The 23,807-nt window shown below is 75.3% G+C and carries 23 protein-coding genes and 1 tRNA gene; 9 read left to right on the top strand and 15 right to left on the bottom strand.

What is annotated here, in order from left to right:
• Positions 1 to 18: 18 nt before the first annotated feature.
• Positions 19 to 531: a hypothetical protein gene (locus tag ACI792_RS07530; RefSeq protein ID WP_456602048.1), complete on the top strand. Its 513-nt coding sequence runs from the start codon at positions 19 to 21 to the stop codon at positions 529 to 531.
• A 60-nt stretch (positions 532 to 591) separates the two neighbouring features.
• Here the strand turns inward: ACI792_RS07530 and ACI792_RS07525 are convergent.
• From ACI792_RS07525 to ACI792_RS07515, 3 genes are all read right to left on the bottom strand, one after another.
• Positions 592 to 668, bottom strand: a tRNA-Met gene (locus ACI792_RS07525).
• A gap of 73 nt (positions 669 to 741) precedes the next feature.
• Positions 742 to 3,711, bottom strand: a complete 2,970-nt coding sequence (locus ACI792_RS07520) for a UPF0182 family membrane protein (protein WP_456602204.1) — start codon at positions 3,709 to 3,711, stop codon at positions 742 to 744.
• 167 nt (positions 3,712 to 3,878) lie between these two features.
• Positions 3,879 to 4,901 (bottom strand): YlbL family protein, encoded by a 1,023-nt coding sequence (locus ACI792_RS07515; RefSeq protein WP_456602047.1) that lies wholly within the window; start codon positions 4,899 to 4,901, stop codon positions 3,879 to 3,881.
• A 141-nt stretch (positions 4,902 to 5,042) separates the two neighbouring features.
• Between ACI792_RS07515 and ACI792_RS07510 the strand changes: the two genes are divergently transcribed.
• Positions 5,043 to 6,434: a zinc-dependent metalloprotease gene (locus ACI792_RS07510; RefSeq protein WP_456602046.1), complete on the top strand. Its 1,392-nt coding sequence runs from the start codon at positions 5,043 to 5,045 to the stop codon at positions 6,432 to 6,434.
• 4 nt (positions 6,435 to 6,438) lie between these two features.
• Here the strand turns inward: ACI792_RS07510 and ACI792_RS07505 are convergent, their stop codons facing one another.
• Positions 6,439 to 7,029 (bottom strand): M48 metallopeptidase family protein, encoded by a 591-nt coding sequence (locus ACI792_RS07505; protein ID WP_456602045.1) that lies wholly within the window; start codon positions 7,027 to 7,029, stop codon positions 6,439 to 6,441.
• Between the two features lie 409 nt (positions 7,030 to 7,438).
• Between ACI792_RS07505 and ACI792_RS07500 the strand changes: the two genes are divergently transcribed.
• The 3 genes from ACI792_RS07500 (at position 7,439) to ACI792_RS07490 (ending at position 10,192) form a co-directional block, all read left to right on the top strand.
• Positions 7,439 to 7,591 carry a DUF5679 domain-containing protein gene (locus ACI792_RS07500; protein ID WP_012950213.1) on the top strand — a complete coding sequence of 51 codons (153 nt, stop codon included), beginning with the start codon at positions 7,439 to 7,441 and terminating at the stop codon, positions 7,589 to 7,591.
• Positions 7,592 to 7,691: 100 nt separating this feature from the next.
• Positions 7,692 to 8,873 carry a ThiF family adenylyltransferase gene (locus ACI792_RS07495; RefSeq protein ID WP_456602044.1) on the top strand — a complete coding sequence of 394 codons (1,182 nt, stop codon included), beginning with the start codon at positions 7,692 to 7,694 and terminating at the stop codon, positions 8,871 to 8,873.
• Positions 8,870 to 10,192: an ABC1 kinase family protein gene (locus ACI792_RS07490; protein ID WP_456602043.1), complete on the top strand. Its 1,323-nt coding sequence runs from the start codon at positions 8,870 to 8,872 to the stop codon at positions 10,190 to 10,192. The genes ACI792_RS07495 and ACI792_RS07490 overlap by 4 nt, the downstream gene beginning before the upstream one ends.
• Positions 10,193 to 10,391: 199 nt before the next feature.
• Here ACI792_RS07490 and ACI792_RS07485 read toward each other — a convergent pair whose 3' ends face one another.
• The 4 genes from ACI792_RS07485 to ACI792_RS07470 form a co-directional block, all read right to left on the bottom strand.
• Positions 10,392 to 10,556, bottom strand: a complete 165-nt coding sequence (locus ACI792_RS07485; protein WP_456580560.1) for a hypothetical protein — start codon at positions 10,554 to 10,556, stop codon at positions 10,392 to 10,394.
• A gap of 80 nt (positions 10,557 to 10,636) precedes the next feature.
• Positions 10,637 to 10,876, bottom strand: coding sequence for a WhiB family transcriptional regulator (locus ACI792_RS07480; RefSeq protein ID WP_456602042.1), 240 nt, complete (start codon positions 10,874 to 10,876; stop codon positions 10,637 to 10,639).
• Positions 10,877 to 11,128: 252 nt separating this feature from the next.
• The gene (locus tag ACI792_RS07475) at positions 11,129 to 11,455 is read right to left on the bottom strand and encodes a hypothetical protein (RefSeq protein WP_456602041.1); all 327 of its coding nucleotides are present in this window, start codon (positions 11,453 to 11,455) and stop codon (positions 11,129 to 11,131) included.
• Between the two features lie 198 nt (positions 11,456 to 11,653).
• Positions 11,654 to 13,648 (bottom strand): ATP-dependent helicase, encoded by a 1,995-nt coding sequence (locus tag ACI792_RS07470; RefSeq protein WP_456602040.1) that lies wholly within the window; start codon positions 13,646 to 13,648, stop codon positions 11,654 to 11,656.
• A gap of 187 nt (positions 13,649 to 13,835) precedes the next feature.
• On the opposite strand from ACI792_RS07470, the gene ACI792_RS07465 reads away from it, so the two are divergent.
• The 3 genes from ACI792_RS07465 (at position 13,836) to ACI792_RS07455 (ending at position 15,397) form a co-directional block, all read left to right on the top strand.
• Entirely contained in the window at positions 13,836 to 14,102 is a 267-nt protein-coding gene (locus ACI792_RS07465; RefSeq protein ID WP_456602039.1) for a mycoredoxin, read from the top strand.
• A 48-nt stretch (positions 14,103 to 14,150) separates the two neighbouring features.
• A complete protein-coding gene (locus tag ACI792_RS07460; RefSeq protein ID WP_456602038.1) occupies positions 14,151 to 14,750 on the top strand; it encodes an ANTAR domain-containing protein in 600 nt (199 codons plus the stop codon).
• Between the two features lie 89 nt (positions 14,751 to 14,839).
• Entirely contained in the window at positions 14,840 to 15,397 is a 558-nt protein-coding gene (locus tag ACI792_RS07455; protein ID WP_456580566.1) for a uridine kinase, read from the top strand.
• A gap of 37 nt (positions 15,398 to 15,434) precedes the next feature.
• Here ACI792_RS07455 and nudC read toward each other — a convergent pair whose 3' ends face one another.
• The 4 genes from nudC to ACI792_RS07435 form a co-directional block, all read right to left on the bottom strand.
• A complete protein-coding gene (gene nudC / locus ACI792_RS07450; RefSeq protein ID WP_456602037.1) occupies positions 15,435 to 16,346 on the bottom strand; it encodes an NAD(+) diphosphatase in 912 nt (303 codons plus the stop codon).
• Complete coding sequence (locus ACI792_RS07445; protein ID WP_456602036.1) at positions 16,343 to 17,695, bottom strand: M16 family metallopeptidase; 1,353 nt, start codon at positions 17,693 to 17,695, stop codon at positions 16,343 to 16,345. The genes nudC and ACI792_RS07445 overlap by 4 nt, the downstream gene beginning before the upstream one ends.
• On the bottom strand, positions 17,692 to 19,002 hold the full coding sequence (locus ACI792_RS07440) for a M16 family metallopeptidase (protein WP_456602035.1): 1,311 nt from the start codon (positions 19,000 to 19,002) through the stop codon (positions 17,692 to 17,694). Before ACI792_RS07440 ends, ACI792_RS07445 begins: the two co-directional genes overlap by 4 nt.
• A 186-nt stretch (positions 19,003 to 19,188) precedes the next feature.
• Positions 19,189 to 20,070 carry a DUF2510 domain-containing protein gene (locus tag ACI792_RS07435; protein ID WP_456602034.1) on the bottom strand — a complete coding sequence of 294 codons (882 nt, stop codon included), beginning with the start codon at positions 20,068 to 20,070 and terminating at the stop codon, positions 19,189 to 19,191.
• A gap of 64 nt (positions 20,071 to 20,134) precedes the next feature.
• On the opposite strand from ACI792_RS07435, the gene ACI792_RS07430 reads away from it, so the two are divergent.
• Positions 20,135 to 20,902: a putative protein N(5)-glutamine methyltransferase gene (locus tag ACI792_RS07430; protein ID WP_456602033.1), complete on the top strand. Its 768-nt coding sequence runs from the start codon at positions 20,135 to 20,137 to the stop codon at positions 20,900 to 20,902.
• Here the strand turns inward: ACI792_RS07430 and ACI792_RS07425 are convergent.
• From ACI792_RS07425 to ACI792_RS07415, 3 genes are read right to left on the bottom strand one after another with little or no spacing between them, the layout of a single operon-like run.
• Entirely contained in the window at positions 20,899 to 22,311 is a 1,413-nt protein-coding gene (locus ACI792_RS07425; RefSeq protein WP_456602032.1) for a dipeptidase, read from the bottom strand. The two genes, ACI792_RS07430 and ACI792_RS07425, sit on opposite strands and share 4 nt — an antisense overlap.
• A complete protein-coding gene (locus ACI792_RS07420; protein ID WP_456602031.1) occupies positions 22,292 to 22,822 on the bottom strand; it encodes a hypothetical protein in 531 nt (176 codons plus the stop codon). Before ACI792_RS07420 ends, ACI792_RS07425 begins: the two co-directional genes overlap by 20 nt.
• Positions 22,819 to 23,784: a metallophosphoesterase family protein gene (locus ACI792_RS07415; RefSeq protein ID WP_456602030.1), complete on the bottom strand. Its 966-nt coding sequence runs from the start codon at positions 23,782 to 23,784 to the stop codon at positions 22,819 to 22,821. The genes ACI792_RS07420 and ACI792_RS07415 overlap by 4 nt, the downstream gene beginning before the upstream one ends.
• Positions 23,785 to 23,807: the final 23 nt, after the last annotated feature.

The following is a 23,807-nucleotide window of genomic DNA, read 5'->3' as shown; positions in this document are numbered from 1 at the left end:
CCACCTACAGTCCGGCTCGTGGCGGGGAACGGGGCGGCGAGCAGGTTCGTCGGTGACCCGCAGCCGGTGGAGATCCACCACCGCGGGATCTGGTACTCCGGCGAGCTGCTCGGCTGGCGGCACACGCCCGACGGCCGGGTCTCCGCGCGCGTGCGCTGCACCGTCGACGGGCTGCGGCACTCGACGTGGAAGGACCTCGCCGAGCTGCGCCTGCCCGACCCGGCACACCCGCCGCGGCGAGAGCCGTTCCCGGCGGCGCCGGCCCGGCCGCTGCCCGCCGGGGCACCCGTCCCCGACCAGGACCGCACCCGACCGCACACGCTCCTCGCCGCGCTGACCACCCGGCCCCGCCCGCCCGCGCACGCGGTCACGCCGCCGGCCGCCGAGCCCGTCGTCCCGACGCCGGGTCGGGCACACGACGCAGGCGCGGCCCGCCGGCCGCGCCCCACGCCGTACCGCCGGACGCCCCGGCAGGAGGACCACCGGTCGCGCGAACCTCTCGACGTCGGGGAGCGCCTCGGCCCGCGCTGAACCGGCGCCCCGCCCCGAGCACGACGAAGGCCCGGTCCCTGGGGGACCGGGCCTTCGTGGTGGTAGCGGGGACAGGATTCGAACCTGCGACCTCTGGGTTATGAGCCCAGCGAGCTACCGAGCTGCTCCACCCCGCGTCGGTAGAGCCAGCCTACCAGCTCCCGGGGTGGGCGGGCGCCCGGGGGCACCCACCCACCCGCGAGACGGGGGTCAGTCGACGGCGTCGGCTGCGGCCTGGGCCTCCTGGTAGGCGGTCACGGCCTCCTGCAGGTCCTCGAGCGCCTGACCCTGACCGGCGAAGTCACCCGCCCGCTGGGCGTCCGCGAGCGCGGCCAGGGCCGCGTTCATGTCCGCCACCGCGTCCGCCAGCACCGTGGCGTTCGGGGTGTCCCCGCCGCCGTTCGCCGGCGGCTCGGCCGGCGCCGGGTCCTCCGGTGCCGGCGTCTCGGGCAGATCGCCGGACGCGTCGCCGTCGGCACCGGTGTCGTCGTTGTCGGTGGCCGATTCCCCGGCCCCCGGCCCGAAGACCTGGTCCAGCGCCTGGGCGAGGGTGTCGGCGTAGCCCACCCGGTCGCCGTAGTTCACCAGCACCTTGCGGAGCAGCGGGAAGGAGTTCTCCCCGGTGCCCTCGACGTAGAGCGGCTCGACGTAGAGCAGGCCGCCGTCGCCGATCGGCAGGGTGAGCAGGTTGCCGAACACCGGTGTGGAGTCCGCGCTGCGGAACAGGTTCAGGTCACGCGCGACCTCGTCGTTGGTGTTGAACGACTGCTGCACCTGCTGGGGCCCGCGGAAGGGCGTGTTGCCCGGGAGCCTCAGCACCTGCAGCTGCCCGTAGGTGTCCGCGTCGCTGGACGCCGAGACGAACGCCGAGAGGTTCTGCCGGTTGAAGGCGTTCAGCGCGCTCGTCAGCTGGAACGACGCCCCCTCCTCGCCGGGCCGCTCCGCCAGGATGTAGTACGGCGGCTGGGCCTGGTCGGTGTTCTGCGTCGGGTCGTCCGGGATCTGCCAGCGGTCGTTGCCGCTGTAGAAGTTCTGCGGGTCGTCGACGTGGTAGCGCGTCAGGATGTCCCGCTGCACCTTGAACAGGTCCTCGGGGTAGCGGATGTGGTCCACCAGCCCGTCGGGCATCTCGTCCCTGGGCAGCACGACACCGGGGAAAGCCTTCATGAAGGTCTTGAGGACGGGGTCCTCGGTGTCCCACTCGTACAGCCGCACCGTGCCGTCGTAGGCGTCGACCGTCGCCTTCACGGAGTTGCGGATGTAGTTGAAGGTCTCGTTCGGCAGAGCCGTCGTCCCGGTGCCGGTGAGGGCGTCGGCCGCGGCCTCGCCCAGCTGCATCTGCTCGGCGTAGGGGTAGGAGTCCGACGTCGTGTAGCCGTCGAGGATCCACTGGATCTCGCCGTCGATGACCGCCGGGTAGGGGTCGCCGTCGATCTCGAGGAACGGCGCGACCTTCTGCACCCGCTCCCGCGGGTCGCGGACGTAGAGGACCTTGGACTCCTCGTTGACCGCGCTGGAGAGCAGGAAGTTCCGCTCCCGGTAGTGGATGGCGAAGGCCAGCTGGCGGAAGAAGCTGCCGATCTCGACGCCACCTTCGCCGTCGTAGGTGTTGTTGATCTGCCGCTCGTCGGACCCGCCCTCGGGCAGGTCGAACTCGCGCGGCTCGGCGCCCTCGGGGGCCCCCACCACCGAGTACACGTCCTGGCCGTTGATCTGGATCAGCTCGCCGTAGTAGATGCGCGGCTGCTCGACGTCGATGTTGCCGCGGGTCGGCAGGTCGCGGGTGGTGAACCGGGGCTCGCCGCCCTCCTGGCCTGCGACGACCTCGTTCGCCGGCGCCGCCACGAAGCCGTTGCCGTGCGTGTAGACGGTGTGCCGGTTGATCCAGGTGTCCTGGTTCTCCGACAGCCCCGAGCTGTTCAGCTCGCGGACCGCCACCACGTAGTCGCGGGTCTCGCCGTCGATCGTGTACCGGTCGATGTCCAGCTTCTCCGGGAAGCCGTACACGTTGCGGATCTGCTGCCGTGCGGTGAACGTGTCGGAGAGGACGTTCGGGTCCAGCAGGCGGGCGTTCGGGATGGTCTCGGAGTCCGCCCGCAGGTCGGCCAGTGCCGCCTCGGGGTCGACCTCGTCGCCGGTCGCGTCCTGCGCGTAGTCGACGTAGTCGATCTCGGCGAGGTCGTAGGCGTCCCGCGTCGCCGTGATGGCCCGCTCGATGTAGGGCTCTTCCTTCTCGTTGGCGCTGGGGCCGACGACGAACTGCTGGACGATCGCCGGGTACGCGACGCCGATCACCAGGCTGGAGACCAGGAGCAGGACCAGGGCGGCGGCCGGGAGCAGGAAGTTGCGGACGACGATGTTGGCGAAGAACGCCACGGCGCAGACGGCCGCCACGAAGACCAGGATCGTCTTGGGCGTCAGCAGCGCGTTCACGTCGGTGTAGCTGGCGCCGGTGAAGACGTCACCGCGGTTGGAGTAGACCAGCCCGTACCGGTCCAGCCAGTAGGCGACGGCCTTGAGGGCGAGGAAGACGCCCAGCAGCACCGAGAGCTGCACCCGTGCGGCGCCGGTCAGCTTCTGGCCGGGGGTCTGCAGCCGCAGCCCGCCGAACACGTAGTGGGTCAGCAACGAGCCGATGAGCGCGAGGATGACGATCGCGAACCCGAAGCCGAGCAGCAGCCGGTAGAAGGGGTAGTCGAAGACGAAGAACGACAGGTCGACGCCGAACTGCGGGTCGGTGCGCCCGAAGTCGGTGCTGTTGCGGAACGACAGCCACGTCTCCCAGCTGCTCTGCGCGGTGAACCCGGCGAAGAGCCCGAGGACGACGGCGATGCCGGTGAGCACCAGGCCGCGGCGCGGCTCGAGGGACTGGCGGTAGCGCTCGAGGTTCTGCTGCTCGAGCGACATCGGCCGGAACGTGGGGCGGAAGCGGTAGGCCAGGTACATGGCCAGCGCGGTGAGCCCACCGGTGGCCACGCCCGCGACGGCGAAGAGGAGCGCGCGGGACTGGAGCTCGGTCCAGAACACCTCGGTGAAGCCGGTCTCGTCGAACCACAGGTAGTCGACGTAGACGTTGGTGAGGGTGCCGACGGCGGTGAACAGCACCAGCAGCACGGCGATGGCGCCGATGACCAGCTTCGCGCGCCGCGACAGCGCCGGTACCGGCACGGGGGGCCGCATGGCCACGAGCGGTCTCCTTCAGTTGCAGGCGTGGCCATCGGCCACGCGGTGATCGACCGCGGGGGGTCGGGTTGTGCGGCGCCGGGCATGCCCGGCCTCATGGACAACGCACCGGACGCCCCGGGGTTCCCGGGCGTGCGTCGCGGCACGGACCAGGATGCCCCGGTTCAGCAGCCCTCCGGTGTCCGGCCGGCGCGGACGTCGGCCAGGGCCGCCAGCGCGTCGTCCAGCGTGGCGACCCGGGCCATCGGCACGCCGGCGTCAGGGGCGGCCAGCGCCTCGGCGCAGTTGGCGGCCGGGACCAGGAAGAGCTCGGCACCGATCTCGCGGGCGGCGACCATCTTCAGCGGGATCCCGCCGATGGGGCCGACGTTCCCGTCGAGGTCGATCGTGCCGGTGCCCGCGATCACCGCGCCGCCGGTCAGGTCCTCCTCCCCCACCAGCTCGAGGATGCCGAGGGTGAGCATGAGGCCGGCGGAGGGGCCGCCCACGTCGGCGACCTGGATGTCGACGTCGAACGGCGCGTACGGCTGGTCGAGCACGCTGATGCCCAGCATCGACCCCTCGCGCCCCTCGGCCGCCTGCGTGGTGACCGTCGCGGTGCCCGGCTCGCCCAGGCGGGTGTAGCCGACCGTGACCGGCGTCCCGGGCGGGATGCCGGCGAGGACGTCGGCCAGCACCTCGGTGTCGGGTGCCGGACGGCCGTCGACCGTCTCCAGGGCGTCGCCCTCCGCCAGCGCCCCCTCCGACGGGGATCCCTCGGGCACCTGCCGCACCACGACCTTCTGCGGGTAGCCGAGCTCGCCCAGGGCGACGCTCTCCGCCGCCGCCTCGGAGGTGAGGAACGCCTGCCGGTTGACCTCCCGGGTCTCCTCCTCGCTCCGGTCGGGCGGGTACACCGACTCCTCGGGGACGACGCTCACCTCGTCGTCGAACCAGCCGCGCACGGCCTGCACGAGGCTCAAGCCGCCGCGGCTCACGCCGACGGTGGTCAGGGCCAGGTCGCCCTCGACGTCGTTGCGCTCCCGGCCCTCCACCGCGATGATCGGCTCGCCGTCGATCTCGCCGAGCGTGTCGAACGTGGGGCCCGGGACCTGCGCGACGTAGGGCACCGGCACGCTGGTGCCCAGCACGCCGAACAGCAGCAGGAGCACGGCACCCACGCTCAGGACGGCGTTGCGACGGGTCACGAGGGGCGAGCCTAGAACCCCTGCCTGGACGACGCCGTCGGCCCGGAGGCCCTCGACCCCCTCCGGCAGCCCCGCCCCGGGAGCCATCCGCCCGGGGCGAACGGGTCCCCCGGCGGAAGATCGCACGTCTACCGTGGACGCATGAGCGACGTCCCGTTCGGCTTCGGCCCTCCTGACCGCGACCCCGAGCGCCGGGAGCCCGGCCGCGGCGACCAGGGTGGCGACCCGTTCGGCCTGGGCGCCCTGTTCGGGGGCATGGCCGGCGGCGGCTCCCCCGAGGACGTGCTCGGCAAGATGCCGCTCTTCGCCGAGCTGCAGAAACTCATGAACTGGTCGGGTGGCCCGGTCAACTGGGACCTCGCCCGGCAGGGTGCGATCAGCCAGCTCGCGGCCGGGCACCAGCCGTCGTCGGAGCAGGAGCGCGCCGCGACCGCGGAGTCGCTGCGGCTCGCCGACCTCTGGCTGGACCAGGTCACCGAGCTGCCCTCGGGCATCGAGCGCACCGCCGCGTGGTCGCGGGTCGAGTGGGTGGAGCAGACCCAGCCCGCGTGGGCGGCGCTCATCGACCCGCTGGCCGAACGGGTGGTGGCGGCGATGACCAGCGCCCTCCCGCAGGAAGCGGCGATGTCCTTCGGTCCGATCGCCGGGATCATGGGCCGCATGGGCGGCATGATGTTCGGCGCCCAGGTGGGCCAGGCCCTCGGCTCGCTGGCCGGCGAGGTGCTCACCAGCACCGACGTCGGCCTGCCGCTCGCGCCCCCCGGCACCGGCGTGCTCGTGCCGCAGAACCTGGCCGCGTTCGCCGAGGGCCTCGACCGCCCGGCCGACGAGGTCCGGCTCTTCGTTGCGCTGCGGGAGGCGGCCTCCCAGCGGCTGTTCGCCCACGTCCCGTGGCTGCGCCAGCAGCTGCAGGACGCCGTGCACGCCTACGCCCGCGGCATCACCATCGATCGCGAGGCGATCGAGCGGGGCATCAACGAGGCCATGGCCGGTGGCATGGGCGCGGGCCTGGACCCCGGCGACCCCGAAAGCATCCAGCGCCTGCTCGGCAGCGGAGTGCTCGAGCCGGAGGAGACCCCCGAGCAGCAGATGGCGCTGCGCCGCCTGGAGACGCTGCTCGCCCTGGTCGAGGGCTGGGTGGACGCGGTCGTCGCGGCCGCCGCCTCCGACCGGCTGCCGGGGCACGACGCCCTGGCCGAGACGATGCGCCGCCGCCGGGCCTCCGGCGGCCCGGCGGAGCAGACCTTCGCCACGCTGGTCGGGCTGCAGCTGCGGCCGCGCCGGCTGCGCGACGCGGCGACCGTCTGGGGCGCCATGGGTCAGCAGCACGGCAGCGCGGACCGCGACCGCCTGTGGTCCCACCCCGACCTCCTGCCGACGTCGGAGGACCTGGACGAGCCGCTGGACTTCGTCGCCCGCCAGGGTCTCGACGACGAGCTCGCCGCGCTGAACGCCGACGACGCCGAGCGGGCGCCGAGGCGGCCGGGCGACGACGAGGGCGAGGACCGGCGGGAGCTGGGCGGCGAGGGCTAGCCGCTCACCCGTCGACGTCGGACGGGGGTTCGGCCCCGGCCGCACCCGCGGTCGCGGCCAGCTCGACGCCCTCGAGGAAGCCGCGCGCCCGCTCGGCGCGGGGGTACTGCGCCACCAGCGCCCAGAAGCGCTCGTCGTGCCCGGGCTCGACCAGGTGCACCAGTTCGTGCACGAGCACGTAGTCGACGACGTAGTCGGGCATCGACTGCAGCCGGCTGGAGAGCCGGATGGTCCGGTCGGCCGGCGTGCAGGAGCCCCAGCGACGGTGCTGGTTGTCCACCCAGCGCACGCTCGCCGGCTCGGCGAGGCCGTCGAGGTGGGCGGCCGAGAGCGCGCGCGCCCGCGCCAGCAGCTCGGCGTCACCCCCGAGGGAGCGCTTGCGCCGCTCCTCGCGGGTACGCAGCTTGGCCACCATCTGGGCCACCCAGCGCTGCTCCTCGGCCGGGCTGAAGGCGGCCGGGATGAGCACCACGGTGCGCCCGAGCTCCCGGTAGGCGGTCACCGTGCGCCGCCGGCGGCTGCTCCGCCGGACCTCCACGACGTCGCCGTCCGCCGGTTCAGGCAGGGCGCTCGCATGAGGAGTCGTTCGGGGCACGAGGAGACCGTAGGACACCCGCAGTGCGTGACGCCTGCGCGGAGCCACCCTCTCGGGTGCAGGTCGCACGGACGGTGGACATCGGCACCGCTCCAGCCGGTGACGAGGGCGGCCGGATGGGGGAGATCCACACCCGCACGGGGACGTCTGCGCTGGTGGGCGCGGTGCCGGGCGTCACCGCGGGTGGCCCGTCCCCGACCCGTCCCCCGGTTCCGCACAGCGACACGCCACACCGTCCCCATGGCATCCACAGCGTCGTCCACAGCTGTGGGGAACGTGCTGCCACCGACCGCCCCGGCCCCCGCGGCGGAGGGCCCGCCGACGGTCCGCGCCGGCGGCCCACGGGTAGCGTTCCCGCCCAACGGTGCCCGGCGTGCGAGCCGAGGCGCCCCGGAGACGAGGAGATCCCGTGGCGGAGAGCTACAACGGCTACTGCGTGAAGTGCAAGGAGAAGCGCGACTTCGACGGCGAGGTCAAGGTGAGCGAGTCCGGTCGGCGCATGGCCCAGGGCACCTGCCCCGTCTGCGGCACCAAGATGAACCGGATCCTCGGCAAGGCCTGAGGCATCCGCGGCGGCGCCCCGGGGCGGGGCGCCGCCGTCGTCGTCCGGGGGCCTGTGGACGACGGCGCCCGCCCCGCCCGAGGGCTGCCACCCTGCCGGGGTGACCGACAACGTCCATCCCCTCCTCCCCGCGGCGATCCCGCTGCTCGCCGGCGACGCCGGGAGCGTCCAGGTCGGCGGGGTCGACTCCACCGACGGTCTGCTCTTCCTCCAGCCGGCCGCGGGGCTGGCGCCCGCGCTCCGCGCCCTGGACGGGCGGCGGTCGCGGCGGGCCGTCCGTGCCGAGGCCGCCGTCGAGGGCCTGCCGCCCGGGCTCGTGGACTCGGCGGTCGATGCGCTGAGGTCCGCCGGGCTGGTCCGCGACCTCGACCCGGCCGACCTGCTCGCGATCGGGGCCGGCCCGGCCGCGGCCGCACGCGCGGCGGTGGAGCTCCCCGCGGCGGGTTCCTCCCCCGGTGCGGCCGGCTGGCGCGCACGGCGGCGCGCCACCGTGGTGGTCGAGGGCGCCACGCGCGTCGGCACCCCGCTGGCCGCCGTCCTGGCCGCGAGCGGGATCGGCCGTGTCGTGGTCCGCGACCCGGGTGTCGTCACCGCTGCCGACGCCGTCGTCGGTGGCCTGACCGCCGCCGACGAGGGGCGGCCCCGAGCGGTGGCGGCGGCCGACGCGGTCCGCCGCGCCAGCCCGCAGACCGATCTGGGGCCGCTCCCACCCGGCCTCCGCCCCGACGTCGTCGTCCTCACCCGACCGTGGGCGGCCTCCGACCCGCTGGTCCCCGAGGTGCCGGGGCCCCACCTGGTCGCCACGGTCCGCGGGGAGACCGGCGTCGTCGGGCCGCTCGTGTTCCCCGGCGCCAGCAGTTGCCTGCGCTGCGGCGACCTGCACCGCCGGGACGCCGACCCGCGCTGGCCCCGGCTCGCCGCCCAGCTGACCGCGACCGAGCCCCCGCCCAGCGGTGCCACGCTCACCTGCCTGCTCACGGCCGTGCTGGCCGCCGGCCAGGTGCTGGCCTGCGTCGACGGGCGCGGCACACCGGTCACCCTCGGGGGCACGGTCGAGCTGCACCCGCCCGACCTGGTGCCCCACCTGCGGCGGTGGCCCCCGCACCCGGACTGCGGCTGCGGCGCGGCGGCGGCCGCGGACGACCCGTCCGAGAAGGGTGCGGGCCGCCCTCCCGGCGGGACCCCGGCCGGTCGGGCGACAATGGTCACCGAGCGAGCTCTCGGGCTCACCGGACACGACACGGCGCCGTTCCGCCCGGCCGCCGGCGAGGAGGACGCGTGAGCGACGAGCGACCGGTGATGCCCCGGGGGTCGGTCGGGCGAACGGCACGGCTGGCGTCCCTCCCCCTGGGGGCCGCGGGCCGCGCCACGATGGGGTTCGGCAAGCGCCTGTCCGGGCAGTCGGCGGACACGGTGAACGCCGAGCTGCAGCAGCGCACCGCCGAGCAGCTGTTCGCCGTGCTGGGGCAGCTCAAGGGCGGCGCCATGAAGCTCGGCCAGACGCTCTCGGTGTTCGAGGCCGCGGTGCCCGAGGAGATGGCGGCGCCGTACCGGGAAGCCCTCACCAAGCTGCAGGAGGAGGCGCCCCCGATGCCGGTGCGGACCGTGCACGCGGTCCTCGCCCAGCAGCTGGGTGGCACGTGGCGCCAGCGGTTCGCCGAGTTCGACGACGCCCCGGCCGCGGCCGCCAGCATCGGGCAGGTGCACCGGGCCACGTGGCGGGACGGCCGTGACGTCGCGGTGAAGATCCAGTACCCCGGCGCGGCGACGGCGCTGATGAGCGACCTCAACCAGCTGGCCCGGTTCGCCCGGCTGTTCGCCGCCGTCTTCCCCGGGCTCGACGTCAAGCCGCTCATCGCCGAGCTCAAGGCCCGCGTGGTGGAGGAGCTGGACTACGGCCTGGAGGCCGACGCCCAGCGGGCGTTCGCCGCCGCCTACGCCGGGGATGCGGAGATCGCCGTCCCCCGGGTGGTGGCCAGCGCTCCCAAGGTCGTCGTCTCCGAGTGGATCGAGGGCACCCCGCTCTCCCGGATCATCGCCACGGGCAGCCGGGAGCAGCGCGACCGCGCCGGCCGGCTGCTGGCCACCCTGCACTTCTCCGCGCCGCAGCGCGCCAGGCTGCTGCACGCCGACCCGCACCCGGGCAACTTCCGGATCCTGCCCGACGGCCGCCTCGGCGTCATCGACTTCGGCGCGATCGCCCGGCTGCCCGACGGGCACCCCGAACCGATCGGGCGGCTGCTGAACTGGGCGCTGGACGGCCGCGCGGCGGAGGTGCTCGCCGACCTGCGCACCGAGGGGTTCGTGCGGCCCAGCGTGGACGTCGACCCCCAGGCGGTGCTCGACTACCTGCGCCCCCTGCTGGAGCCGATCGCCGGCCACCACTTCCACTTCACCCGGGCCTGGATGCAGGAGCAGGCCATGCGGATCGGCGACCCGCGGACCGAGGCCAACCGGCTGGGCCGGCAGCTCAACCTGCCACCGGCCTACCTGCTCATCCACCGGGTCTCGATGGGCTCCATCGGGGTGCTCTGCCAGCTCGACGCGGCCGCCGACTGGCGCGCGATCCTCGAGGAGTGGCTTCCCGGGTTCAAGAAGTAGCGGTCGGGGGCCGGACGACGATCGTCCGGCCCCCGACAGCGGAGGGGTCGTCCCGAGGCTCGCCCCGAGCGTGCGAGGGGTGAGGAGGACGGCGGCCCCGTCCCGAGGCTCGCCCCGAGCGTGCGAGGGGTGAGGAGGACGGCGGCCCCGTCCCGAGGCTCGCCCCGAGCGTGCGAGGGGTGAGGAGGACGGGGTCCTTCTAGTAGACGGCGGCGCTGGCGCGTGCGGCCCGGCGGACCGCGCGCTCGGCGCGGCGGGAGGCCCGCCGTGCCAGGTAGAGACGGCGGGCGCGGGACGCGGCCATCGCCTCGGCCTGCAACTCGCTCATGCGACTGCGGGCCATGTCGTGCTCGAGCATGTACATCGCTGATCCTCCTGGTCGGCTCCCGCTCGGGAGCTCGGAACTGCTGGTCACGTGCTTACGGGGCGCGGATGGCCGCGGGCTCACGCCGCGACGACCTTCCGGGGACGGCCGCGTGGCCGCTTGCGGGCGATCACCGCGCCTCGGTCGAAGATCTCGCCGCCCCAGACGCCCCACGGCTCGGCGCGGGAGAGCGCGCCGGCCAGGCACGCCTCTCGCACCGGGCAGTCGCCGCAGAAGCTCTTGGCGAGCTCCAGCTGAGCCGGGCTCTCGGCGAACCACAGCTCGGGGTCCTGGACCCGGCACGGCAGGGGGCGCCGCACCGGTCCGGGGGGCAGGGTCGGGCGGGGCCGCCGCGGGGTGGGGCCACCGGTCCTGGGGAGCCCGGACCGGCGGTGGGACGTCGGGCGGTCGATCGTCTGCTGCACTGCCGCTCCTCCTCGTACTCGTCGGGTACGGCCGGCGGGGGTCCGCCGACCGAAGTCGGGGGGCCGGGCGCCGCGGAGGCGGAAAACGAGAGAGGCCGCGGATCCCGGGGTTCGGGTTCCGCGGCCTCGAGGAGGACCGGTGAGCGGCTAGCTCAAGGGTCTCCCCGGGGATCGGATCCCGAGGGTGGTGCCGTCGTTCTGGGGCAGGTAGGTGGGCACGAAGCTGCGCTCGACGGTGCAGGGCGACTTCGGGCGCCGGTCCAGGGCGGGGGCGACGCGCGGCGTGCCGACGCCGAGAGCTCCGCCGAGGAGCGCGGTGGCCGCGCCGCCGGTACGGGCGGCGGTGGGCAGACCGGTGCCCTCGTGCTGGGCGGCGACACCGGTCATGACCAGGCCACCCACGTGCACGTCGGCGCCGCCCAGGCCGAGGAGGTCGGCGGAGGCAGCAGCGGTGGTCCAGGTGTTGTCGATCATCGGGATGCCCCCTCCTTCCTTCTCTCGCGCGCCGGCCGGTCGGCCGGGCTCGCCACGGGGTGCGGCTCGTGTGGAACGGGACACTAGGGGCGCCCCGGAATCCGGGTCAATCGAATTAGACGCGGTTCCTCCGCGTGGGGGTCCTACCGCGTCTCGGAACCGCCTGCCGTCGCCCTCGGCGACGGCATCCTCACCCGTTCAGCCGCTGACGGTGGCCAGCACGTCGGCGCCGTAGAGCTCCAGCTTCCGGGCCCCGATGCCCGGCAGCCCCGACAGCTCCCGGAGGCTGGCGGGCCGGCTCTCGGCGATGGCCTGCAGCGTGGCGTCGGAGAAGACGACGTAGGCCGGCACGGAGGCGTCCTGGGCGGCCTGGGTGCGCCAGGCCCGCAGCCGCTCGAAGAGCTCGCCGGCCTCCCCCTCGAGGACCACCTTGGGTCGCTTGGCCGGCCGGCGGGCCGGCGGCGCGGTCGGCGAGGAGCCCGGCGCCAGGCCGTCGAGGAACCGGCTGCGCGGCCGGGAGCGGCGGCCACCCGGATTGCGCGCCAGCGACCACGACAGGGTGAGCTGCTCGCGGGCGCGGGTCACCGCCACGTACAGCAGCCGCCGCTCCTCCTCCACCGCGTCCGGGCGGCTCAGCGACTGGGCGATCGGCAGCACCCCGTCGACCAGGCCGACGACGAAGACGACGTCCCACTCCAGGCCCTTGGCCGCGTGCATCGAGGCGAGCGTGACCCCCTGGACGGTGGGTGCGTGCTGGGCGTCGGCGCGCTCGGCGAGGTGGGTGACGAAGCCGGCGAGGTCCAGCGAGGGGGTCTCGGCCACCAGGTCGACGGCGAGGTCGACGAGCGCGGCGAGGGACTGCCAGCGGTCCCGCGCCGCCCCACCGGCCGGCGGGCGGTGCTCCACCCAGCCGGTGGACGCCAACACGTCGCGGACCGCGGGCACGAGCATGCCGGGGTCGTTGCCCCCGGCGGCCGCCCCGCGCAGCAGCAGCACCGCCTCGCGCACCTCGGGCCGCTCGAAGAACCGCTCACCGCCCTTGAGGACGTAGGGGACGCCGGCGTCGGCGAGCGCGGACTCGTACACCTGCGACTGCGCGTTGATGCGGAACAGGACCGCGATCTCCGCGGCCGGCGTCCCGTCGTCGATGAGCGCCTTGCACCGGGCCGCGACCGCGGCTGCCTCCGCCGGCTCGTCGGGGTGCTCGACGAACCGCGGCTCGGGCCCCTGCGGCCGTTGGCCGAGGAGGCGGAGCCCCGGCAGCCCCTTGCGTGGCGGCGCCTGCCCGATCAGCCGGTTGGCCAGGCCCACGACCTGCGGGGTCGACCGGTAGTCGCGCTCGAGCTTGACCACGGCGGCGTCGGGATAGCGGTCGGCGAAGCCGAGCAGGTAGTCGGGGTCGGCGCCGGTGAAGGAGTAGATGGTCTGGTTGGGATCGCCCACCACGCAGATCTCGGCTCGGCCGCCCAGCCAGGCGTCGAGCAGCCGCTGCTGGAGCGGGTTGACGTCCTGGTACTCGTCGACGACGAAGTGCCGGTACTGCGCGCGGACCTGCCGGGCGACGTCGGGGTGCTCCTCGAGCGCGTAGGCGGTGACCAGCAGCAGGTCCTCGAAGTCCAGCGCCCCGTCGCGCTGCTTGGCCTGCTCGTAGCTGGCGTACACGGCGGCGACGGCGGCGGGCTCGAACGGCGCCTCGCGGCCGGCCGCCTTCGCCCGGGCCGGATAGTCCTCCGGCGTCGCGAGGGTGGTCTTGGCCCACTCGATCTCGCTGGCGAGGTCGCGCAGGCTGGCCCGGTCGGTGGTGAGCCGGTTGCGGGTGGCGGCGGAGGCGACCACCCGCAGCTTGTTCTCGATGAGGCCGGGCATCGGGCCGCCGAGCACCCGCGGGGCGAAGTAGCGCAGCTGGCGCATCGCGGCGGCGTGGAAGGTGCGGGCCTGCACCCCGCCCACGTCGAGGGCGGCGAGGCGGGCACGCAGCTCACCCGCGGCCCGCGCGGTGAAGGTGACCGCCAGCACCTGCTCGGGGACGTAGCTGCCGGTGTGCACGCCGTAGGCGATGCGGTGGGTGATCGTGCGGGTCTTCCCCGTGCCGGCACCGGCCAGGATGCAGACCGGCCCGGACACCGCCTGGGCCGCCTCGCGCTGCTCGTCGTCGAGGCCGTCGAGCACGGCCTCCGCGTCCGCATGCGCCATCGCCGGCGTCCCTCCGCGTTCCTCGTCCGGTCGTCCCCGGGAGCCGTCGGCTCCCGGCACGATCCTCCCAGCCGGCGACGACGGACGGCGGGAAGCATCCCCAGGGGCGGCTCGTTGGCATGCACGCACGCACACCACCCCGACCCGGGGCTGGACCGACCACGCACGAACAGGGAGACTCCCCGCGATGACCACGACCCCCGGCGCCGCCGTCACGATGTACACCACCACCTGGTGCGGGTACTGCGTGCGGCTCAAGAAGCTGATGCAGCGTGAGGGCATCGCGTTCGCCGAGGTCGACATCGAGACCGACCCGCAGGCGGCGGAGCTGGTCATGCAGGCCAACGGGGGCAACCGCACCGTCCCCACGCTGCTCTTCCCCGACGGCACCGCGCTCACCAACCCGAGCATCGACGCGGTCAAGGCCCAGCTCGCACACACCCCGGAGGCGTGAGCACCCGTGGTCCCCGGTCCCAGGCCCTCCGACGAGCTCGACGGGCGCGTGTCCACCGATGCGTCGTCCCGACCCGAGGTCCCGGGCTGCCCGGGGACCGCCGACCGCCCGCGCGTCGCGCTGACCCGCGGCGAGCGTGGCTGGGTCGTCGTGCCGCTGACCGGCCGCCCGGTCGACGGAGACCCCGTCGCCGACGTCGTCGAGGGCATGACCCTGGCCGACCTGGTGGCCGACGAGCTCGGCGGGCTGCCCGAGCCGGACCGCTCCGCGCGGCGCTCGGCCCGCGGCCCGGTGACCGCCCCCGGCGAGAGCAGCCCGGTGGACGCGCGGATCGCCGCCCTGCAGCGCACGGTCGCCCAGCTCGAGCACGCGCTCGCCGCGCGGGTGTCCACGGAGCGGGCCATCGGGGTGCTCGCCGAGCGGCAGGGCACGAGCCCGCGCACGGCGTTCGAGGGGCTGCGCCGGGAGGCTCGCACGCAGGGCCGCCCCGTGGTGGAGCTGGCCCGCGAGGTGCTCGAGAGCCTCGCTCCCGATCCGGTCGCGCCCGCCGTCGCACCGGGCTCCCCCGCCCCGCTCGCGACCCCGCCCGCCCCGCGCCTCGAGCCGGTGGCCAGCGGCGCCGTCGCCACCGCGGACGGCCGCTCCTGACCCGTCCGGAACCGCTCTCCCCCGACGCCCTGGCCGATCGTCTGGCCGGCCTGCTGGCGGACCTCCCCGCGGAGCCCGGTGCCACCGCGTTGCGCGTCGCCGTCGACGGCCCCGAGCCGGCCGCCCCCGAGGCGCTGGCGGGCTCGATCGCCGAGCGGCTGCCGATGCTGGGCCGCGCCGCCGTCGTCGTCCCGGCCACCGGCTTCTACCGGCCGGCGTCGCTGCGGCTGGAGCACGGCCGCACCGACCCCGACGCCCGCTACACCGACTGGCTCGACGCCGGCGCGCTCGGCCGCGAGGTCCTCGGACCGGTCGGGCCGGGCGGCGCCGGGGAGTACCTGCCGGTGCTGTGGGACCTGGCGCGGGACCGCTCTGCCCGGGAGACGCGGCGGCCTGCGCCGGCCGGCGGCGTGCTGCTCGTGCCCGGCTCGCTGCTGCAGGGGGTCGGCCTGGCCTTCGACGTCGTCGTGCACCTGCGGATGAGCCCCGCCGCGCGCGGTCGCCGCACCCCGCCGCAGCAGGCGTGGGAGCTACCGGCGTTCGACCGCTACGACGACGAGGTCGACCCCGTGGCGCTGGCGGACGCGGTCGTGCTCGCCGACCACCCCGACCGCCCCGCACTGGTCCTCCAGGGGCGACTCCGGTGACGTGCTGGAACGGCGGGCTTCAGGGGCCCGCGCCGAGCTAGCGAGGCGTGGGGGGAAGCTCGTCCTTCAACCAAAGGTCGAGGATGTGCCGCGCGATCGAGATCGACGGCGGCACCACCAGCTGCCCGTCGGGCCTGCGCAGCTCATCACGCGTGAACCAGCGCGCCTCCTCGATCTCGTGGGGGTCCAGGCGCAGCGGCTGGTCGGCGTCGGCCCGGGCCACGAAGCCGAGCATGAGGGACTGCGGGAACGGCCACGGCTGGCTGGCGACGTAGCGGACGTCGGTGACGCGCAGCCCGACCTCCTCCTCGACCTCCCGGGCCACGGCCGCCTCGGCGGACTCCCCCGGCTCGACGAAGCCGGCCAGGATGGAGAACCGCCCCGGGGGCCACGTCGCCTGCCGGCCCAGCACGACGCGGTCGCCGCCGTCGTGGACCAGCATGATCACCGCGGGATCGACGCGGGGGAAGAACTCGGTTCCCGTGCTGGGATCGCGCTGCGACCAGCCGGCCCGCTCGACCGTCGTCGCGACGCCGGTGAGGGGGCTGAACCGGTTCCGCTCGTGCCACTCCAGGATGCCGACGGCCTGGGCCAGCAGCCCGGCGTCCAGGTCGTCGAGGTCCGCGCCGACCTCGCGCAGGCCGGCCCACCGGTCGACCGCCCGGCCGTTGACCGTCAGCGACCGCTCACCGCGCACCGCCGCGTAGGGCACCCCGCTGGCCTCGCCCAGGAAGATCGCGCCCGCGGGCAGGGACGGCCGCTCGTCCCACACCAGGCGGGGACCGGTCGGCCCCTCCTCCACCGGCACGGCGCGGGCGGCGTCGACCGTCAGCACCCGCACCGGGCGGCCGCCGGTGGGGTCGGTCAGCGACCGGGCGAGGTGCGCGCGGTCGTGCCCGGAGCGCGACAGCAGCGGACCGCCGTCGCCGGTGGCGGGGCCCGCGGTCACGCCTGCCCGCCGCCCCCGGTGACGGAGACCGGCGCCAGGGTGCCGAGCTCGGCGGCCACCCGGTCGGCGTCGCCCACGACGACGGCGGTGAGGGCCTCGGGTGCCATGTACCGGGTGGCCGCCGCCTGCACCTGCTCCACGGTGACCGCGGTCAGGTCACGCTGGTGGGTGCTGAGCCAGTCCGCCGGCAGGCCCACCCCGAGCAGCGCCGACAGCGTGCTGGCCAGGCCGGCGTGCGTGGAGGTCGACAGCGCCATGCTGCCGAGGACGTACCGGCGGGCCGCGTCGAGCTCGGCCTCCGTGACCGGGGTCAGCGCCATGCGCCCCAGCTCGTAGAGCGTCTCCAGCAGGGCCGGGCCGGTGACCTCGGTCGCGACGTCGGCCTCCACCAGGAAGGACGAGGCCGCGCGCTGGTGGTCGATCGCGCTGCGCGGGCTGTAGCTGTAGCCGCGCCGCTCGCGGATGTTCTCCACCAGGCGGGAGGAGAAGTACCCGCCGAACACCATCGCCGCGAGCCGGGCCGCCGGGAGGTCGGGATCGGTCCGGGCGGGGGCCGGACCGCCCAGGCGGAGGTTGGACTGCACCGCGCCCGCCCGGTGCACCAGCTCGATGCCGTGCGCCGGCTGCTCGGTGACCGGCGGGGTCTCCACCGCCTTGCCGCTGCCGGTCCAGACCTCGAGCGCGGCGGCGACGGTGTCCGTGGCGGCCGCCGGGTCGACGTCGCCGACCAGGACCAGGATGCTCCCGGTCGGCAGCACCCGCTCGCGGTGCAGCCGTCGCAGGGCCGGCGCGCGCACGGCGGACACCAGCTCGGCGTCGGGCAGCTGGACGGCGTACGGGTGGCTGCCGTAGCGGCGGGCGGCCAGCGCGGACCGGGCGATGGTGCCCGGCTGGGTGCGGGCGATCGCGATCCGCTCGGCGAGCCGGTCCCGCTCGCCGTCGACGCGACCCGCCGGGTAGCTGGCGCCGGTGAGCAGCTCGGCGAGCAGCCCCAGCACCGGGGTGAGCCCGCCGGGGAGCAGCGTGGTCCCGAAGACCAGGCGGTCGGCGTCGGTGCTCACCGAGAGCTCGGCGCCGTGGCTCTGGAGCAGCTGGGCCACCTCGGCCTGGTCGTGCCGTTGCGTGCCGAGCAGCACGGCCCCGGAGAGGACGGCGCCGCGGGCGGCGTGCACGCCGGCGTTGCGCGCGCCGGCCGCGGCGAACGGCACCCGCAGGCGCAGCTCGACCAGGGGGACCCCGGGACGCGGCACCACGACGACGCGGAGGCCGTTGGGCAGTGTCGTCTCCACGGCCTCCGGCGCGGGCTGGGGGCGCGGCTCTCCGAGCGGGGGGATCAGGGCGGCGGTCATCGGGAGCCTCCAGCCGGTCGCAGCTCCAGCACCGCGACGGTGCCGGGATCGAGCCCGCGGGCGGCGCCCTGCACCGCCTCGGGGGTCACGGCGGCCAGCCGGGCGGCGAGCTCGCCGGCGAGCTCCGCCCGCCCGTGCACCAGCTCGGCGGCGGCGAAGGCGAGCGTGCGCCCCAGCACGGAGTCCGCCTGCTGCAGCAGCTGGGCCTCGATGCGGGCCTGCACCCGGCGCAGCTCGTCGGCGTCGACGCCGTCGGTGGCGATGCGGGCCACCTCCTCGTGCACGGCGGACATCACGCGCTCGGCCGGCACGGCGGCCGGGTGGTGCACCTGGGTGGTGAGCAGGGTGGCGTCCCGGACGTCGAAGGGGTCGCCGAACAGGCCCACGTAGCTGCTCTGGGCGATGGCGATCCGATCGTCGTGGACCAGCCGACGCTCCAGGCGGGAGGCGTCGCCCTCGCTGAGCAGCTCGGCCAGCAGCACGCTGCCCAGGTAGGTGTCGAAGTCGCCCACCGGGTCGGGCACCCGCCAGCCGAGGGCGAGCGCCGGCGCGGTGGCCAAGGGGTCCTCGACGACGGCGGAGCGGACGGTGGTCGGCGAAGGCTCGCCGGTGTAGGGCAGGGACGGCACGTGGCGGCCGGGGATCGGGCCGAACCAGCGGCGCACCAGCTCCTCGGTCTCCGCGACGTCCAGGTCGCCGCCGATGCAGAGCACGGCGTTGCCGGGCGCGTAGTACTTGTCGAAGAAGTCGGTGGCGTCGGCGACGGTCGAGGACTCGAGGTCCACGAACGATCCGTAGCCGTCGTGGGTGTTGGCGAAGCTCTCGAACGCGACCTGCGGCAGCTGCAGCCACGGGAAGGCGCCGTAGGGGCGGTTGAGCACGTTGACCCGGATCTCCTCCTTGACCACGTCGATCTGGTTGCGGAGGTTCTCCTCGGTGATCGCCGGCGCCGCCATGCGGTCGGCCTCGAGGAAGAGGGCACGCTCGAGCGCCTCGGCGGGCAGCGCCTGGAAGTAGTTCGTGTAGTCCTGGTGCGTGGAGCCGTTGAACGTGCCGCCGGCGGCCTGCACCAACCGGGCGTGCTCCATCTTCGCGACGTTCGCCGACCCCTGGAACATCATGTGCTCGAAGAGGTGGGCGAACCCCGTCCGCCCCTCGGGTTCGTTGCGCATCCCGACGTCGTAGTAGACGCTCACCGCCACCACGGGCACGCTGCGGTCGGGGGCGAGGACCACCCGCAGGCCGTTGTCCAGCGTGAATCGTTCGATCGGGTGCCGCAGGGTCAGTTCGGTACCGGCTGCAGTCACGCACCCGACACTACGACGACGTCACCCTCCGGGTGGCACCGCGGGCGGACGGCGTCCCCAGCGATGGTGAGTCGCGGTGCCGACCGACGAGCGGGGCCCGGAGGGTCCCCGAGGAGGGACGCGGACCCGCTCAGGGCCCCCGGGGGGACGGCACGTGGTCGCGGTGCAGTCCGGAGTTCTGCGGTGTCACAGCACGTCGACGTCGGCGAGGACCCGGTCGATGACGCCGTAGAGCTCGGCGTGGGTGTTCGGGATCGAGACGTACAGCAGCGCCGGCGCCGGCCGGCCGACGTCGATCAGCAGCAGCGCCGCCCGCTCCCCGGAGGCGTCGTAGCCCTCGACGTCCCACGACAGCTGGAACTCCAGCAGGTGGGCGGGGCGCCCGTCGACGGTGCGGGGCTCGTCCCGGCGGATCTCGATCGAGTTCGGCCCCGGGTAGTAGTTGGCGCGGACGCTGGCCGCCAGGGTCGTGACCGTGCCCTGCAAGGTCGACGGGCCGGCCCACCCGTACCCCTCGGCCACCGGACCGGAGGTGCACTGGGAGATGAAGATGCCGCCGTCGGGCGTCGCCTCCTGGGTCGTGAAGTACTGACCGGCGGTCGCGCTGGTCTCCAGTTGCCGGCCCAGGTCGAACTCCGACCAGCCCTCGCCCAGGTAGGGGTAGGAGATGCCGGCGGCCTCGTCGATGATCCGCACCGTGCCCGGCGGGAAGGCCTGCCCCGGGGCGGGCGCCGCACCCGGGGCCTCCGCGATGGCCGCGCCGGCGTCGTCGTCCCCGCCAGAGCCCAGCACGGCGACGACGGCGGCCACGAGCAGCACCAGCACCGCGCCCGCGGCGACCCACAGCCGGGCCGCGGCGCGGCGGCGGGTGGGCCCCGCCGGGACCTCGGGCCCAGCGGGTTGCTGCTGACCGGCCGGCCGTGTGGCGACCCGGTGCACCTCGACGCCCGGACCCGCGGGCATCATCACGTCGGACCACGCGGTCCCGCTCCACCAGCGCACCATGCCGGGGGCGCCGGCCGGGTCGGGGTACCAGCCCGGCGCCGCGTCGTGGCCCACTCCCGTCACGCCGCCAGCGTAGGGCGTGCCCCGCGGCGTCCCCGCCATCACGCGCCCGTCGAAGGAGGCTGCCGTGCACTCCCTCGAGGCGGCCGTCCTGCGCCGGCTGCGCGACGCCGGGTGCGTCTTCGCCGAGGACGAGGCGGCCCTGTTGACGTCGGCGGCCGGCGACGCCGAGCACCTGGCGCGGCTGGTCGCGCGGCGGGTGGCCGGTGCACCGCTGGAGCAGGTGCTGGGCTGGGCGGAGTTCTGCGGCCTGCGGATCACCGTCGCGCCGGGGGTCTTCGTGCCGCGGCGCCGGACCGGGCTGGTGGTGGACGAGGCCGCGGCGCTCGCGCGGCCGGGCGCCGTCGTCGTCGACCTGTGCTGCGGCACCGGCGCGGTCGCCGCGGCGCTGGCCGCCGCCGTGCCCGGCATCGACGTGCACGCCGCCGACGTCGACCCCGCGGCCGTGGCGTGTGCCCGGCTGAACCTCCCCGGCACTCCCGTGCACGAGGGCGACCTCTTCGACGCCCTGCCCCCCGGCCTGCGCGGCCGCGTCGACGTGCTGACGGCCAACGTGCCCTACGTGCCGACCGCCGCGATCGCGCTGCTGCCCCCGGAGGCCCGGGAGCACGAACCGCGCACCGCGCTCGACGGCGGCGCCGACGGGCTGGCGCTCGCCCGCCGGATGGCCGCGGAGGCGCCGGGGTGGCTGGCGCCGGGCGGCGCGGTGCTGTTCGAGTGCGGCGAGGGGCAGGTCGCCGCCGCGCTGGACCTGGTCGCCGCAGCCGGCCTGGCGGCCCGGCTGGTCACCGACGACGACCGCGGGGCCACGGTCGTCGTCGGCACCCGGCCCTAGCCGACGCGGCGGGCGGCCAGCTCCCGCCACAGGTGGGCCGCCGCCTCCGCACCGCGGTAGAGCATCGGCAGCAGCACCCGCTCGTTCGGGGAGTGGATGCGGTCGGTCGGCAGGCCGGCCCCGAGGAAGAGCAGCGGGGCCCCGAGGGCCTCGACGATCGCCGCCTCCGGGCCGCTGCCGCCCTCGCGGGTGAAGAGGACGTCGGCCGGGTCGGTGTCGAACGCCTGGCCGATGGCGGCGAGCAGCGCCGCCATGTGCGGGGAGTCCAGGTCGCTGGCGCACGGCGCGACCCCGCCGGGCGGGGTGTGCACCTCGGCCTCGATGCCCTCGGGGACGGTGGCCTCGACCCACGCGCGCAGCATGGGGCCGATGTCCTGCGGCCGCTGGTCGGAGACCAGGCGGAAGGTGACCTTGGCGTGCGCCTCGGCGGGGATGATCGTCTTGTGGCCGGGACCGGTGTAGCCGCCCCACATGCCGTTCACCTCGGCGGTCGGCCGGGCGCCGGTGCGTTCCAGGGTGGTGAAGCCGGCCTCGCCGTAGGTGGCCCGCGAGGCGGCGGGGCCGGCGAGCCACGCCTGCTCGTCGAACGGCACGCGGCTCATCAGCTCGCGCTCGCGATCGGACAGCGGGCGCACCCGGTCGTAGAAGCCCGGGATGGTCACCCGGCCCTGCTCGTCGTGCAGCTTCGCGAGCAGCTCCGCCATCGCGTGCAGGGGGTTGGGGACGGCGCCGCCGAAGGAGCCGGAGTGCAGGTCGACGGCGGGGCCGCGCAGCGTGATCTCGGCGTCGGCCAGGCCGCGCATCGCCGTCACCGCGCTGGGGACGTCGGGCGCGGCCATGCCGGTGTCACTGACGACGACGACGTCACAGGCGAGCCGGTCGCGCTTCTCCGCCAGCAGCGCCTCGAAGTGCGGGGACCCGGACTCCTCCTCGCCCTCGATCAGGAGCTTGACCGTGACGGCGGGGGTGTCGCGGCCGGTGGCGGCCAGGTGCGCGCGGAGGCCGAGCAGGTGGAAGGCGACGTTGCCCTTGTCGTCGATGGCGCCGCGGGCGTGCAGCTCGGGGCCGTCGGGGCCCTCGACGCGGGTGGGCTCGAACGGTGGGTGCTCCCACAGCTCCAGCGGGTCCACCGGCTGCACGTCGTGGTGGCCGTAGACGAGGGCGACCGGGGCACCGGCGTCGGCGCTGGGCCACTCCGCGAAGACGGTGGGGGCGCCGGGGGTCTCCCAGATCTCCACGGTCGGGAAGCCCACGCGGCGGAGCGCGTCGGCCAGCCACGTGGCGCTGGCGGCGACGTCGCGGGAGTGCGCGGGGTCGGCCGAGATCGACGGGATGCGCAGCCAGGCGTCCAGATCGGCGTGCAGGTCGTCGAGGTGGTCGAGGACGAAGTCACGTTCGGCGCTGGTCACGGTCCCCGACGGTAGCCGCGCCGCCCGGTGCCGCCGCCTGCGCCCGCCGCTCGGGGCCCACCAGCCAGCGGAACACCCCGCGCTCGACCGCCTCGGCCACCACGATCGCCACCAGCTGCACCCCGCCCCAGAGCGCGAGCAGGCTCCACTCCTGTCCGGCGAGCGGGGCCTGCAGCGAGCCGAGCTCGTGCAGCACCACGGCCAGCAGCAGGGACGAGAGCAGCGCGAGGGCCACCAGGGCGTGGCCGGCGGCGATCCAGGCGTTCGGGCGCGACCTGGTCTCGGTCGACTGCCGGCGCAGCCGCCGGAAGCAGACGATCCCGTAGCCGAGGCCCAGCACCGCGCTGACCGCCAGCAGGTCCAGCGCCTGCCACGTGGGCGCGACCCCGCCGCCGGTGGCGGTCGAGTCGATGATGAGCGCCGGGGCCACGACGACGGCGAGGGCGGCCAGCCCGTAGAGCGCCGCGGCACCCTCCCGCACCGCGCGCGCCGGCCGGAACCGGGTGCTCACCGGCCCTCGCGGGCCCGCAGCGCGAACCGGTCGACCAGCCCGCCGTCGGGGCGGATGCACCGGGCGGTCAGCCGGTCGCCGTCGACCTCGACGTGCAGGTACTGCAGCACCGAGGCCGCGGCGGCGGTGATCCGGCCCGGGCGCACCGGCGTCAGCTTGGCGCCGCCGCCGCTGACCACGTAGGTGATGCCGTCCAGGGGGACGGTCCGCTCGTAGTTGTGGTCGTGGCCGGCCAGCACCAGGTCGACGGCGTGCCGCTCGAGCACCGGGACGAGCTTCTCCTCGGCGCCCGGCGTGTCCCCGTGCCGCCCCGAGGAGTACGGCGGGTGGTGCAGGCAGACGACCTTCCACTGGCTCGCCGAGGTCGCCAGCGCGTCGTCCAGCCAGTCGATCTGGTCGGACGCCCCGGGGCCGAACAGGCCCGGCATGCTCGAGTCCAGGTAGAAGAAGTCCACCGGGCCGTGGGTGCTGCGGTAGTAGCGGGCCGGCGTACCGAGCAGCCGGAGCTCGGTCTCGATCTCCTCGAGCCGGGAGTCGCTGAAGTGCACCTCGCCGTCGTGGTTGCCGATGGCGAGCTCCACGTCGACCCCGGCGTCGACGAGCGGGCCGTAGGGGCGCAGGAAGACGTCCTCGAAGCGGTCCTCGATCCGGCCGTAGTAGCAGATGTCGCCGAGGTGGGTGATCAGCCCGTACGGGTTCTCCTCGTAGCCCTGGGCCATCCGCGTGGCCACGGCGATCGCCTGCCGGCCGCCCGTGCCGGTGTCCCCGACCGCGGCGAAGGTGAGCCGGTCGGGCGTGGTGGTCCAGGCCTGCCGGGGCAGGACCAGCTCGGGCGTGCGGCCGGGGACGAGGTCCTCGCGGCTCAGCAGCGGCCAGACCTGGTCGGCGAGCACCCCTCCGGTGAGGGCCGCCCCGCCGACGCCTGCGGCTGCCGCGAGGAACTGTCGTCGGGTCAGCGACATGAGAGGTCCAACGACGCGGGGTC

Source organism: Blastococcus sp. SYSU DS0669 (assembly GCF_054050895.1).
Note: the sequence above shows the minus strand (reverse complement) of the source record. Positions and strands in the feature narration are given on the sequence as shown.

Coding starts and splice junctions, on each gene's coding strand:
- ACI792_RS07520 (WP_456602204.1), bottom strand. CDS start 3,711: ATGCGGCCCCCCGTGCCGGTACCGGCGCTGTCGCGGCGCGCGAAGCTG.
- ACI792_RS07510 (WP_456602046.1), top strand. CDS start 5,043: ATGAGCGACGTCCCGTTCGGCTTCGGCCCTCCTGACCGCGACCCCGAG.
- ACI792_RS07485 (WP_456580560.1), bottom strand. CDS start 10,556: ATGTACATGCTCGAGCACGACATGGCCCGCAGTCGCATGAGCGAGTTG.
- ACI792_RS07475 (WP_456602041.1), bottom strand. CDS start 11,455: ATGATCGACAACACCTGGACCACCGCTGCTGCCTCCGCCGACCTCCTC.
- ACI792_RS07470 (WP_456602040.1), bottom strand. CDS start 13,648: ATGGCGCATGCGGACGCGGAGGCCGTGCTCGACGGCCTCGACGACGAG.
- ACI792_RS07465 (WP_456602039.1), top strand. CDS start 13,836: ATGACCACGACCCCCGGCGCCGCCGTCACGATGTACACCACCACCTGG.
- ACI792_RS07445 (WP_456602036.1), bottom strand. CDS start 17,695: ATGACCGCCGCCCTGATCCCCCCGCTCGGAGAGCCGCGCCCCCAGCCC.
- ACI792_RS07415 (WP_456602030.1), bottom strand. CDS start 23,784: ATGTCGCTGACCCGACGACAGTTCCTCGCGGCAGCCGCAGGCGTCGGC.